Here is a 12,123-nt window from a genome sequence, read left to right on the forward strand (position 1 = left end):
GCCGGGAACATTCCCGGCCCCCACCTAGACTTGTCCCTCGTGGTCACCCGTCTGTCGAACTTCTTCCTCCGCACGCTCCGTGAAGACCCCGCCGACGCCGAGGTCACGAGCCACAGGCTGCTCGTGCGGGCCGGCTACATCCGCCGCGCCGCGCCCGGCGTCTTCACGTGGCTGCCGCTGGGGCTGAGGGTCAAGGCGAAGATCGAGGCGGTCATCCGCGACGAGATGACCAAGGCGGGGGCCTTCGAGGTGCACTTCCCCGCCCTGCTTCCCCGCGAGCCCTATGAGGCGTCGGGTCGCTGGACCTCCTACGGCGACGGCATCTTCCGCCTCCAGGACCGCAAGGGCGCCGACTACCTGCTGGCGCCGACGCACGAGGAGATGTTCACCCTTCTCGTGAAGGACCTCTACTCGTCGTACAAGGACCTGCCGCTCACGATCTACCAGATCCAGGACAAGTACCGCGACGAGGCGCGTCCGCGCGCCGGCCTGCTCCGCGGACGCGAGTTCACGATGAAGGACGCGTACTCCTTCGACTACACCGACGAGGGTCAGGATGCCTCGTACCAGTCGCAGCGCGACGCCTACGAGCGCATCTTCCAGCGTCTGGGCCTCGAGTACGTCATCGTCGCCGCGGACAACGGCCTCATGGGCGGTGCGCGCAGCGAGGAGTTCCTCCACCCGACGCCTGTCGGCGAAGACACGTTCGTCCGCTCGGACGGCGGATACGCCGCCAACGTCGAGGCCTTCGTCACGACGGCGCCCGCGCCCATCCCGTTCGAGGGCCTCCCCGCGCCGGTCATCTTCGACTCGCCGAACACCCCGACGATCCAGACGCTGGTCGACCACTCGAACGCCCACCTCGAGGCGCCCGCCCCCGGCATCGCGGGGCCGGATACCGACGGGGTCACGGAGTGGACTGCCGCGCACACGCTCAAGAACGTCGTCCTCGCGCTCACGCACCTCGACGGCACGCGAGAGCTCGTCATCGTCGGCGTTCCCGGCGACCGTGACGTCGACGACAAGCGCGTCGAGGTCGCCTTCGCACCGGCGGCCGTCGAGCCGGCGACGGAGCAGGACTTCGAGGACAACCCGCTCCTCGTCAAGGGCTACATCGGACCCTGGTCCGAGACCGGGCCGATCCTCGGCGAAGAGTCGGCGACCGGCATCCGCTTCCTCCTGGACCCCCGCGTCGTCGACGGGACGGCCTGGGTGACGGGCGCGAACATCGACCAGAAGCACGTGCACTCCCTCGTGGCGGGCCGCGATTTCACCGGCGACGGATTCGTCGAGGTCGCAACGGTCCGCGACGGCGATCTCGCACCCGACGGCTCCGGCCCGGTGCACCTCGCCCGCGGCATGGAGATCGGCCACGTCTTCCAGCTCGGCCGCTTCTTCGCCGAGACGCTCGGGCTTCAGGTGCTCGACGAGAACGGCAAGCTCGTGACGGTCACGATGGGCTCGTACGGCATCGGCGTCACGCGCATCCTCGCGATCATCGCCGAGCTCAACAACGACGACAAGGGCCTCGTGTGGCCGGCGCCCGTCGCGCCGTTCGACGTGCACGTCGTCGCGACGGGCAAGGACTCCGTGGCCTTCGACCTCGCCGCGTCGGTGTCGGCCGAGCTCGAGGCATCCGGTCTCGACGTCCTCTACGACGACCGGCCGAAGGTGTCTCCCGGTGTGAAGTTCGCCGATGCGGAGCTCGTCGGCGTCCCGCGGATCGTCATCGTCGGCCGCGGCGCGGCCGACGGACAGGTCGAGCTCTGGGACCGCCGCAGCGGCGATCGCGAGGTGCTCCCCGTTGGCGAGGCTGTCGCGCGGCTCACCGCGTAGGACGTCAGCCGTCGGCGGCGGCCCCGCCCGCGGTGCGCTGAGCCGCACCGACGAGCTCGCGCAACTCTGCCGTGGCCCGCTCGTATCGCTCGAGGAGCTCGAGGAGCTGCTCGGTGGACAGCGGTGCGGGCGAGGTTCCGTCGGCGGGCGCCGCGACGTCGGCGGGCGTGGCAACGCGGGCCGGTGCGGTGGCGCCGGCTGCGCCCGCGGTCACCGCTCCCACCGTTCCGCCCGCCGCGACGCCCGTGGCCGTGTGCTCGGTCGTCACGGGTGGCAGCGACGTCGACGCCGAGTCGGAAGGGGCCGGAGAAGCCGAGGCCGAGGCATCGGCGTCGTCCGAGGTCTTCGTGCCGGGACCGAGGAACAGGTTCGCGAGGTAGCCGGTGAAGGTGCCGAAGATGCCGACCCCGACCACGATGATGATCGTGCCGATGATGCGCCCCGCGTTCGTCACGGGGTACTGATCGCCGTAGCCGACGGTCGAGATCGTGACGACGGTGTACCACAGCGCGTCCGAGGCGGAGGTGATGTTCGCGCCCTCGGCGTCCTCCTCGACGAAGAGGATCCACATGCTCCCGAACTCCAGCACGAGGATGCCCAGCAGGAGCAGGGTCATCAGGGCGCTGTTCGCTCGGTCGTGGATCAGCGTGCGCCACAGCGTGCGGGGTCCGACCTCTCGCATGAGGCGCGCGACCCGCCAGAGGCGGAACACGCGAAGCACCTTCAACTGCGGGAACCACAGGCTCGCAAGCAGGTCGGCCCATCCGAAACCGCGGAAGAAGTAGTGCGACGCCGACGGTGCGGTGACCATCCGGTAGACGAAGTCGCCGAGGAAGATGGCGCTGAACAGCGCGTTCAAGGCGTAGAGGATGAGCTGGATCGCCTCGCTGCTGTGCATCACGTAGAGCAGCACGAGATTGACGATCGACAGCACCGACAGTGCCCCGATGAAGATCTCGTAGGGGATGTTCTTCAGCTCGGAACGTGCTTTCCTGGCGCGTGACCTGGCCATCGTCGGCCTCCTCGTGCTCGAGGGTCGCCGGACGGGCGACCGCGGCACCATTGTTCAGCACCGGTCCGCCGTGCGGCGGATGCCTCACGACTCGAGGGTGATCGCGGCGGTGCGCCGTCCGAGCGGCGCACCGCCGCGCGTCAGGGAGTCACGTAGCCGTGCGCCATCGTGTCCTCGTCGGGCGTATCGCGGGTCACGAGGGCCTTCGCCATCGACGCCGCCATTGCGATCTTGCCCTTCGCGGGCTCCCAGAACTCCGCCTCGACGGGCGTGACCCGCAGCAGTGCGATGCCGGGCGTATCGAGACCGTCTTCGAACCAGACGTCGAGCGAGGGGCTGTACAGCTCCTCCATCTTCGCCCGATCGTGGATGACGCGTGCGGTCCCCGCCACGGAGACGAACCGCATGCCCTTCGCGTCGATGTAGGACAGGCCGACGTCGTGGTCCGCCTCGACCTCCTCGACTTTGCGCGTGTCGTCGGCGGTGAAGAACCAGATGTCGCCGTTGGCATCCATCTGGCGCGTGCTCATCGGCCTGCCGTGCAGGTTGCCTGCTGGATCCAGCGTCGTCAGCATCGTGAAGTCGATGTCTTCGACGAGCTCGCGGATGCGGTCGGTCGCTTCGGTTCCCGTGATCTCGGTCATGTTTCGACGCTTCCCCTTCCACGGCTTCCGCGACAGCCCTTGACAATGCCTCCTCGCGTCCGCCTGAGCGGCGACTCTCGTACCATGACCCGATGAGCGAGTCGGTGGGCGATCGGCGCTGGCGCGGCTGGAGCGTGCTGCCGCGACTCGTCGCGACGGCGCCGCCGCGGCTGCTGCTCGTCGTGGGAGTGGCGATGGTCGCGCTCGCGATGGTGCTCGTCGCGCGCCCTCTCACGTCGCTGCTCGTCCTCGGCGTCTACGTCGGCGCGAGCGCGGTCGTGTCGGGCCTGATCGAGCTGCGGACGCCGCGCGGAGGGTGGTGGACGCGCGCCATCGCGGTCGCCTGGATCGTCTTCGGAATCGTCGTCCTGGTGTGGCTCGGGCGGAGCCTGGACCTGCTGCCCCTCGCGCTGTCGCTCCTCCTCGTGCTGGGCGGCCTCGCGTCGATCGGCCACGCCCTCTTCGGCGGCCGGCTCAGTGAGCGCGTGCTCGCCGCCACCTGGGGCGTGACCCAGCTCGTGTTCGGCATCCTGTCGGTCACCTACCTGGATGTGACGGTGCTCGTCGCGGCGCTGGTCTTCGGAGTGTGGATGCTGGTCTTCGGCGCCGTGCTCTTCGTGCGGGGCCTGCGCGCGATCCTCGGGCCGCCGCCGGACCGTTCCGAGCGCGCCGAGCGGCGCGCCCGGCGCTGGGCCGATGCGGGACGATGGGCGCTCGCCGTCGTTCTCGTCGGCGTCACGGCGGCGGGATGGGCGGTCGACGACTGGTTCGCGCGCGGCGCCCCCGTCGTCGACGCCTTCTACGATCCACCGGCCGAGGTGCCGGCCGACCACGGGCAGCTCATCCGGTCGGAGGACTACGGCGGGCGGCAGCCCGCCGGGGGCGATGTCATGCGCATCCTCTACACGACGCGAGATGCGACCGGACGGCCGGCGGTCGGCAGTGCGCTCGTCATCGTCCCGTCGAAGGCCAACCCGGGACCTCGGCCCGTCGTGTCGTGGAACCACGGGACGACGGGCGTCGCGCGCGCCTGCGCGCCGAGCCTGCGCTCCGACGCGGCGACGAAGTGGGCCATCCCGGCGCTCGAGGACGCGCTCGACCGGGGCTGGGTCGTCGTCGCCTCCGATTACTCGGGGCAGGGCGCGCCCGGGGTGTTCCCCTACCTCATCGGCAAGGGCGAGGCGAAGTCGTCGCTCGACGCGATCCTCGCCGCCCGGCAGCTGCAGGGCCTCTGGCTCTCCCGGGACGTCGTCGTGTGGGGGCACTCGCAGGGCGGCCACGCGGCGCTGTGGACGACCCGGCTCGCGCCCGACTACGCGCCGCTGCTGCGCGTCAAAGGCACGGCCGTTCTCGCGCCCGTGACCGACCCCATCGCGCTCGCGCGCGAGCTGCGCGGGGGCGATGCGAACGCGCTGCTCTCGGTCCTCATCTCGTGGTTGCTCGTGCCGTACGCGGACACCTACCCCGAGGTCGAGCTGGGCGACTACATCGCTCCGGGAGCGCGGGCGATCGTGCGCGAGATGACGCAGCGCTGCCTGTCCGAGCCGGGCGTCATCGTCTCGGTCGTCTCGGCGCTCGGCGTCTCGGAGGACCGCCCGCTCTACACCGCCGACCTCACGACGGGCGCGCTCGGCCGCCGGCTCAGCCAGAACGCCGTCCCGCCGGCGTTCGATCAGCCGGTCCTCGTCGGCTGGGGGACTGCGGACGAGGTCATTCCCCCCGAGCTGCAGCAGAGCTTCATCGGCGATCTCTGCACGAAGGGCGTCTCGGTGCGCTGGGTCGAGATGCAGGGGTACGACCATCTCGGCGTCCTGCTGCCCGGGTCGGGCTTCCTTCCCACGCTCGTGGGATGGACGGGTGCCCGGTTCACGGGTGCGGAGTACCCGCTCGACGACTGCGGGCGCTGACCGTTGCGCCGGCTCCTCACAGCTTGGCGTAGCGACCGCGGAAGCCGCAGAACACCCCATACGCGATGAAGCCGACGCCCACCGCGGCGGCCAGCCACGAGCCGGCGGGGAGGGACTTCATCGCGTCGACGGCGCCGTCGAGTCCGCCTGCCGCCTTCGGATCGATGCGCACCGCCGCGATCAGGAAGATCGCGCCCACGATCACGAGGGCGACCCCCTTCGCGACGAACCCGAAGACGCCCAGCACGGCCACGGTGATGCCGAGCGCGCCGTCGGGCAGCTCGAGCTTGTCGCGGAAGCTGCGGCGCACCCCCATCACGACGAACGCGAGGCCCGCGCCCCCGACGGCGACGCCGAAGACTCCCAGCAGCAGCGGGCCGCCGGGAATCGACAGGATGCCGCGGCTCGCGCCCTCCGCAGCCGCCTCGCCGTTCGGCCTCGCGCCCAGGGCGACGGATGCCGCGATCCCGCCGAGCGCGAGGAAGACGAGCGCCTGCCCCCATTCGGCGACGCGGCGTCCCCACTTGGTCGCGATCTTGCGACGGGTGGCGCGCTCGGGCTGGTCGCTGCCGCGCCGCTCGGGATCGCTGCCGCGCCTCGGCTGGTCGTCGCCGCGCCGCGGCCGGTCGTCGCCGCGCCGCGGCCCGTCGTCGCCGGGCGCGTGCTTCTCGCCGTCACGCCGGGCGAGCAGTCCCTCCGCCGCGTGATAGACGCCGAGCGCCCACAGCGTCACGGCGAGCACCCAGAGCGCCGCAAAGCCGACGGGCGCGGCGGCGATCGCCTTGAACGCACCGGCCTGGTCGCTCTCGCCGCGGCCGCCGAACGCGAGCACGAGCACGATGATGCCCACGAGCGCGTGCACGACGCCGTTCGCGAAGTAGCCCGCCCGCGCGAGCACGCGCACGCCGCCGTTCGACTCGGTCTCGCGTGCGACGTGCTTCGCCTCCGCCTTCGCCTCGCCCTTCACGGGCGTCAGCCTAGGAAGCGCGGCCCGGAGCGGGAGAGGGGTTGACGGGCCGGCATCCACCCGACTCGGACGACGCCGGTTCGCGAGACCTCAGGATTCCGGGTTCGGGTCTCCCGTGATCCACGGCGGCCCGAGCGGCACGACGCGCCGGCCCATCGTCCGCCAGTAGAACTTCTCGACGAGCATGTACGCCGCGAGGGCCGCGGCGATGAGGAGGATGACCGACCCCATGCTCGCCGTGCCCTCCGCGTCGGTGAAGGCCGCGATCGACTGCAGGCCGAGCCCCGCGGAGACGCAGAGGAGAGTCACCGGCAGCACCGTGTTGTGCACCGCGCCCGCCGGGGCGAACAGGAGCGCGAGGAGGGCGAAGGTCAGCGAGAACAGGCCCCGGGCCTGTGCCGTCACCTCGAAGAATCCCAGCTCCTCGCCGAGCAGGAAGCCCGGGACGACGATCCAGTACCACCCGAACGCGTTGTAGACGATGAAGTGGAAGTTGTCGCCCGCGAAGTACGACAGCATGCCCGCCGTCACCTGCACGACGCCGCCGAAGACGGCGCCCACCCAGAACACCGGCGCGTCGTCCTGAAGCCCCAGGTGCGCGAGCTGCGCCGTGAGCGTCGCGAGGACGAACCCGAGGAGCCCGATGAGGCCCGGGTCGGCGACGCGCAGCCCGCCGCGATGCGGCACGCGGATGGCATCCGTGATGGCGATGTTCGTCGTGCCGTCGGTCATGTCCCGATGCCCCTTCGGTTCGTGCCGGCCGTGGAGCCGGCGCCGCTCAGCTGCATCCCCAGTATGGCGAGGGTCCGTTCCGGCCACCATGCGCCGACCAGCGCCCTCCCAGCCCGGCGGACCGGGCATCCGGTAACGTATGGGGGATGCCGGCGGGCGAGACGTGCCGGTGAGAGCTGAATAGGGAGGTTGATCGTGGACATCGATCTGGGACTGCTGAGGACGATCGAGCGTGAGAAGGAGATCCCCTTCGACGAGCTCGTCCGCATCATCGAGCAGGCGATCCTGACCGCCTACGCCAAGCACAGCTCGCCCACAGGCGAACTCCCCGAGGGCGCTCGCGCGCAGCTCGACCGCAAGACCGGTCACGTCGCGATCTTCGTCCCCCTCACCGACGACGAGGGCGCCGTGATCGGCGAGGAGGAGACCACTCCCGACGACTTCGGCCGCATCGCCGCGTTCGCCGCGAAGCAGGTCATCAGCCAGCGCCTGCGCGACATCGCCGACGACGCCGTGCTCGGCGAGTTCCGCGGCAAGGAGGGCGACATCGTCGCCGGCGTCGTGCAGCAGGGCCCGAACCCGCGCATGGTGCACGTCGACCTGGGCTCCGTCGAGGCGATCCTGCCCCCCGAGGAGCAGGTGCCGAGCGAGGACTACGCGCACGGCGCGCGCCTGCGTGTCTACGTGACGTCGGTCGCGAAGGGCACGAAGGGCCCCGCGATCACCGTCTCCCGCACCCACCCGGGCCTCGTGCGCAAGCTCTTCGCGCTCGAGGTGCCCGAGATCGCGTCGGGACTCGTCGAGATCGTGTCCCTCGCCCGCGAGGCCGGCCACCGCACGAAGATCGCCGTCAAGGCGAACGACCCGACCATCAATGCCAAGGGCGCCTGCATCGGCGAGCTCGGCCGTCGCGTCCGCGCGGTGACGGAGGAGCTCGGCGGAGAGAAGATCGACATCGTCGACTACGACCCCGAGCTCGCGAAGTTCGTCGCGAACGCGCTGTCGCCCGCGAAGGTGACGTCGAGCTTCGTGCTGGATGCCGGCAGCAAGGCCGTGCGCGCGCTCGTCCCGGACTACCAGCTTTCGCTCGCGATCGGCAAGGAGGGCCAGAATGCCCGCCTCGCCGCGAAGCTCACCGGCGCCAAGATCGACATCCAGCCGGATTCGATCCTGGAAGACGCCTGACCGGATACGGTCCAGCGCGCTCCCGGTCGTCGAGCGAGCGGAAACGCGGGTGTAGAATGGAACCTGTACGAACGTGCGTCGGATGCCGCACGCGTGCTTCCCGCTCCGCTCTGCTCAGGGTGGTCGCCATCGATTCCGTCCTCGTCGCAGACGAGCGCGCGGTCATGCCGGGGAGGGGCGCGTGGGTGCACGAGACGAGCGAGTGCATGGATGCCGCCCTTCGGCGCCGCGCCTTCGTACGGGCACTCCGTGTGTCAGGCCCGCTTGACACGCAGACCATCGAGAAACGGCTGAACGGCTATGGAAACAAAGTGAACGGCTCGAAATGAGACCCGTCCGCTAGACGGTCTGCCCTGCCTGGGTAGACCCCAGACAGGAGAATTGTGGCAAACGCCAAACCACGCGTACACGAGATCGCTTCGGAACTCGGCGTCGACAGCAAGGTCGCTCTGGCCAAGCTGAAGGAGCTCGGAGAGTTCGTCAAGAGCCCCTCGTCGACCATCGAGCCCCCCGTGGCTCGCAAGCTCCGCGCCGCCCTCGAGGCGGACGGGGCTGCAGCGCCTGCTGCCGCCGAGCAGAAGCCGGCGCATTCGGCGCGCCCGGCCGGTCGTCCCGGCCCCGTGCGCCCCGCCGCCCCCGCGGCACCGTCCACGTCGGGCCCGCGTCCGTCGGCGCCCGCTCCGGCTCCGGCGCCCGCCCCGGCTGCGCCTGCGAAGCCGGCCGCCGCTGCGGCACCGGCCGCTCCGGCGCCCGCCGCCGCCGCGCCTGCTCCCGCCGCCGCTGCTGCGCCGCCTCCGGCCCCCGCCGCCCCCAAGGCGCCGGAGGCGCCGGCCGCCTCGACGCCCGCTCCGGCCGCGCCCGGTGCCCCCAAGCCCGGTGGCGCACCCAAGCCCGGCGGCGCGACGCCGCAGCCGCCGCGCCCCGGCGGCGCTCCGCGTCCGGGCAACAACCCCTTCGCGTCGTCGCAGGGCATGGGCCAGCGTCCCGCCGGCCCGCGTCCGGGCAACAACCCCTTCGCTTCCGCGCAGGGCATGGGCCAGCGGCCCACACCCGGCAACATCCCGCGTCCGCAGGCTCCTCGCCCCGGCTCGCCGCGTCCCGGCGCTCCGCGTCCGGGCGGTGCGGGTCGTCCCGGCGGCGGCGGTCGTCCCGGCGCGCCCTTCCAGCAGCGTCCCGGCGGCCCCGGTCGTCCCGGCGGTGCCGGCGGCGGCTTCCAGCGCCCCGGCGGCGCGCCCGGCGCGGGTGCGCCCGGCGGCTTCGCGGGCCGTCCCGCAGGTGGTGGCGGCCGCGGCCGTGGCCCCGGCGGCGGCACCGCGGGCGCCTTCGGCAAGGGCGGCGGCAAGTCGAAGCAGCGCAAGTCGCGTCGCGCGAAGCGGCAGGAATTCGAGATGCGGTCGGCGCCGGTCGTCGGCGGCGTCAACGTCCAGAAGGGCAACGGCGAGATCATCCGCCTGCGCCGCGGCGCGTCGATCGCCGACTTCGCCGACAAGCTCGAGGCCCTGCGCGGCTACACCGTGCAGCCCGGCACGCTCGTGACGATCCTCTTCAACCTGGGCGAGATGGCCACGGCCACCGAGTCGCTCGACGAGGCGACGTTCGAGGTGCTCGGCGCCGAGCTCGGCTACAAGATCCAGATGGTCTCGCCCGAGGACGAGGACAAGGAGCTCCTCGAGGGCTTCGGTCTCGACCTCGAGGCCGAGCTGGAGGCGGAGAACGAGGAAGACCTCGAGATCCGGCCTCCGGTCGTGACCGTGATGGGCCACGTCGACCACGGTAAGACGCGACTGCTCGACGCCATCCGCCAGACCAACGTCGTGGCGGGCGAGGCCGGCGGCATCACGCAGCACATCGGTGCGTACCAGGTCTGGACCGAGCACGACGGCATCGAGCGTGCGATCACCTTCATCGACACCCCGGGTCACGAGGCGTTCACCGCCATGCGTGCTCGTGGTGCGCAGGTGACGGATATCGCGATCCTCGTGGTCGCCGCCGACGACGGCATCATGCCGCAGACGGTGGAGGCCCTGAACCACGCCCAGGCGGCCGAAGTGCCGATCGTGGTCGCGGTCAACAAGGTCGACAAGCCCGACGCCAACCCGGCCAAGGTGCGCCAGCAGCTCACCGAGTACGGCCTGGTCGCCGAGGAGTACGGCGGCGACGTCATGTTCGTCGACGTCTCGGCGCGCCAGAACACCGGCATCCAGGAGCTCCTCGACGCGGTCCTGCTGACCGCCGACGCGGGTCTCGACCTCACGGCGAACCCGAACAAGGACGCCCGCGGTGTCGCGATCGAAGCCAAGCTCGACAAGGGTCGCGGCTCGGTCGCCACGGTGCTCATCCAGTCCGGAACGCTCCGCGTCGGCGACGCGATCGTGGCAGGCACGGCCTACGGTCGCGTCCGCGCGATGATCGACGAGAACGGCGATGCGGTCGAGGAGGCCTACCCCTCGCGTCCGGTCCAGGTGCAGGGGCTCAACTCGGTCCCGCGCGCCGGCGACACGTTCATCGTGACCGAGGAGGACCGCACGGCCCGCCAGATCGCCGAGAAGCGCGAGGCCGCCGAGCGCAACGCCCAGCTGGCCAAGGCCCGCAAGCGCATCTCGCTCGAGGACTTCACCCGCGCTCTCGAAGAGGGCAAGGTCGAGTCGCTCAACCTCATCATCAAGGGCGACGTGTCGGGTGCCGTCGAGGCGCTCGAGGAGTCGCTCCTCAAGATCGAGGTCGACGAGTCGGTGCAGCTGCGCATCATCCACCGCGGCGTCGGCGCCATCACGGAGTCCGACATCAACCTCGCGACGATCGACAACGCGATCGTCATCGGCTTCAACGTCCGTCCCGACACGAAGGCGCGCGAGCGCGCCGCCCGTGAGGGTGTGGATGTCCGGTTCTACTCGGTCATCTACAACGCGATCGACGACGTCGAGCAGTCGCTCAAGGGCCTGCTCAAGCCGGAGTTCGAAGAGGTCCAGTCGGGTGTGGCCGAGATCCGCGAGGTGTTCCGCTCCTCGAAGTTCGGCAACATCGCGGGTGTCATCGTCCGTTCGGGCACCATCACCCGCAACGCGAAGGCGCGCGTCATCCGCGACGGCGTCGTCATCGCGGACGGCCTGGCCATCGAGTCGCTGCGTCGGTTCAAGGACGACGTCACCGAGGTCCGCACGGACTTCGAAGCGGGTATCGGCCTCGGCAAGTACAACGACATCCAGATCGGCGACGAGATCGAGACCACCGAGATGGTGGAGAAGCCTCGCGGCTGATCTCGACCCGGCACGGCTCCGGCGATGGATGCCGCTCAGACAACAGGACCCCCAAGACCCCGACTGTCTGAGCGGCATCCATCACCTCCGCCGCCACTGCATCCGCCGCGCATGGCGAGGAAGTAGAGAAGATATGGCCAGTGAACGTCAGGCACGCCTCGGGGACCGCATCCGCGTGATCCTCGCGGAGCGTCTCGAGAAGGGTCTCCGCGACCCGCGCCTCGGGTTCGTCACGATCACCGACGTGCGTGTCACGGGCGACCTGCAGCACGCGTCGGTCTTCTACACCGTGCTGGGCTCCGAGGAGGAGCGCGCGGGATCCGCCGAGGCCCTGAAGTCGGCGACCGGGATGCTGCGCTCCGAGGTGGGCAAGCACCTCAACGTCCGCCTCACGCCCTCGCTCGAGTTCATCCTCGACGCGATCCCCGAGAACGCGGGACACATCGAAGACCTCCTCCGTGAGGCACGCGAACGGGATGCCGCGGTCGCCGGCATCGCCGCGTCGGCGAACTACGCCGGCGAGGCCGACCCGTACGTCAAGCCCCGCGAGCTCGACGACGAGGAGTGAGACCTCCGCCGACAC

General features: G+C 70.9%; 10 protein-coding genes. 6 read left to right on the forward strand and 4 right to left on the reverse strand.

What is annotated here, in order from left to right; translation table 11 throughout:
• The first annotated feature begins 39 nt into the window (after window positions 1–39).
• Window positions 40–1,836, forward strand: a complete 1,797-nt coding sequence (locus AAIB33_RS02770; RefSeq protein WP_345802045.1) for a proline--tRNA ligase — start codon at window positions 40–42, stop codon at window positions 1,834–1,836.
• A 4-nt stretch (window positions 1,837–1,840) separates the two neighbouring features.
• On the opposite strand, the gene AAIB33_RS02775 is transcribed toward AAIB33_RS02770, so the two are convergent.
• Together AAIB33_RS02775 and AAIB33_RS02780 are read right to left on the reverse strand one after the other, a co-directional pair.
• Entirely contained in the window at window positions 1,841–2,848 is a 1,008-nt protein-coding gene (locus AAIB33_RS02775) for an ion transporter (protein ID WP_345802046.1), read from the reverse strand.
• A gap of 140 nt (window positions 2,849–2,988) precedes the next feature.
• Window positions 2,989–3,492: a pyridoxamine 5'-phosphate oxidase family protein gene (locus AAIB33_RS02780; RefSeq protein ID WP_345802047.1), complete on the reverse strand. Its 504-nt coding sequence runs from the start codon at window positions 3,490–3,492 to the stop codon at window positions 2,989–2,991.
• A 92-nt stretch (window positions 3,493–3,584) separates the two neighbouring features.
• On the opposite strand from AAIB33_RS02780, the gene AAIB33_RS02785 reads away from it, so the two are divergent.
• On the forward strand, window positions 3,585–5,399 hold the full coding sequence (locus AAIB33_RS02785) for a lipase family protein (protein ID WP_345802048.1): 1,815 nt from the start codon (window positions 3,585–3,587) through the stop codon (window positions 5,397–5,399).
• A gap of 16 nt (window positions 5,400–5,415) precedes the next feature.
• On the opposite strand, the gene AAIB33_RS02790 is transcribed toward AAIB33_RS02785, so the two are convergent.
• Window positions 5,416–6,366 (reverse strand): DUF1206 domain-containing protein, encoded by a 951-nt coding sequence (locus tag AAIB33_RS02790; protein WP_345802049.1) that lies wholly within the window; start codon window positions 6,364–6,366, stop codon window positions 5,416–5,418.
• Between the two features lie 90 nt (window positions 6,367–6,456).
• Window positions 6,457–7,098, reverse strand: coding sequence for a GPR1/FUN34/YaaH family transporter (locus tag AAIB33_RS02795; RefSeq protein ID WP_345802050.1), 642 nt, complete (start codon window positions 7,096–7,098; stop codon window positions 6,457–6,459).
• 195 nt (window positions 7,099–7,293) lie between these two features.
• On the opposite strand from AAIB33_RS02795, the gene nusA reads away from it, so the two are divergent.
• The 4 genes from nusA to rbfA all read left to right on the forward strand — a co-directional run bounded on the left by nusA (window position 7,294) and on the right by rbfA (window position 12,108).
• Window positions 7,294–8,283: a transcription termination factor NusA gene (gene nusA / locus AAIB33_RS02800; RefSeq protein WP_345802051.1), complete on the forward strand. Its 990-nt coding sequence runs from the start codon at window positions 7,294–7,296 to the stop codon at window positions 8,281–8,283.
• 56 nt (window positions 8,284–8,339) lie between these two features.
• Window positions 8,340–8,612: a YlxR family protein gene (locus AAIB33_RS02805; RefSeq protein ID WP_345802052.1), complete on the forward strand. Its 273-nt coding sequence runs from the start codon at window positions 8,340–8,342 to the stop codon at window positions 8,610–8,612.
• A gap of 54 nt (window positions 8,613–8,666) precedes the next feature.
• On the forward strand, window positions 8,667–11,540 hold the full coding sequence (gene infB / locus AAIB33_RS02810) for a translation initiation factor IF-2 (protein WP_345802053.1): 2,874 nt from the start codon (window positions 8,667–8,669) through the stop codon (window positions 11,538–11,540).
• Window positions 11,541–11,673: 133 nt separating this feature from the next.
• Window positions 11,674–12,108 (forward strand): 30S ribosome-binding factor RbfA, encoded by a 435-nt coding sequence (rbfA, locus tag AAIB33_RS02815; RefSeq protein ID WP_345802054.1) that lies wholly within the window; start codon window positions 11,674–11,676, stop codon window positions 12,106–12,108.
• Window positions 12,109–12,123 lie beyond the last annotated feature (15 nt).

Origin of the sequence: Microbacterium sp. AZCO (genome assembly GCF_039614715.1) — a bacterium.
In the GTDB taxonomy this organism is placed as follows: domain Bacteria; phylum Actinomycetota; class Actinomycetes; order Actinomycetales; family Microbacteriaceae; genus Microbacterium.

Excerpts from the sequence above, each read along its gene's own strand:
- AAIB33_RS02775 (WP_345802046.1), bottom strand. The coding sequence starts at position 2,848 with ATGGCCAGGTCACGCGCCAGGAAAGCACGTTCCGAGCTGAAGAACATC.
- AAIB33_RS02780 (WP_345802047.1), bottom strand. The coding sequence starts at position 3,492 with ATGACCGAGATCACGGGAACCGAAGCGACCGACCGCATCCGCGAGCTC.
- AAIB33_RS02785 (WP_345802048.1), top strand. The coding sequence starts at position 3,585 with ATGAGCGAGTCGGTGGGCGATCGGCGCTGGCGCGGCTGGAGCGTGCTG.
- AAIB33_RS02795 (WP_345802050.1), bottom strand. The coding sequence starts at position 7,098 with ATGACCGACGGCACGACGAACATCGCCATCACGGATGCCATCCGCGTG.
- AAIB33_RS02805 (WP_345802052.1), top strand. The coding sequence starts at position 8,340 with ATGGAACCTGTACGAACGTGCGTCGGATGCCGCACGCGTGCTTCCCGC.
- rbfA (WP_345802054.1), top strand. The coding sequence starts at position 11,674 with ATGGCCAGTGAACGTCAGGCACGCCTCGGGGACCGCATCCGCGTGATC.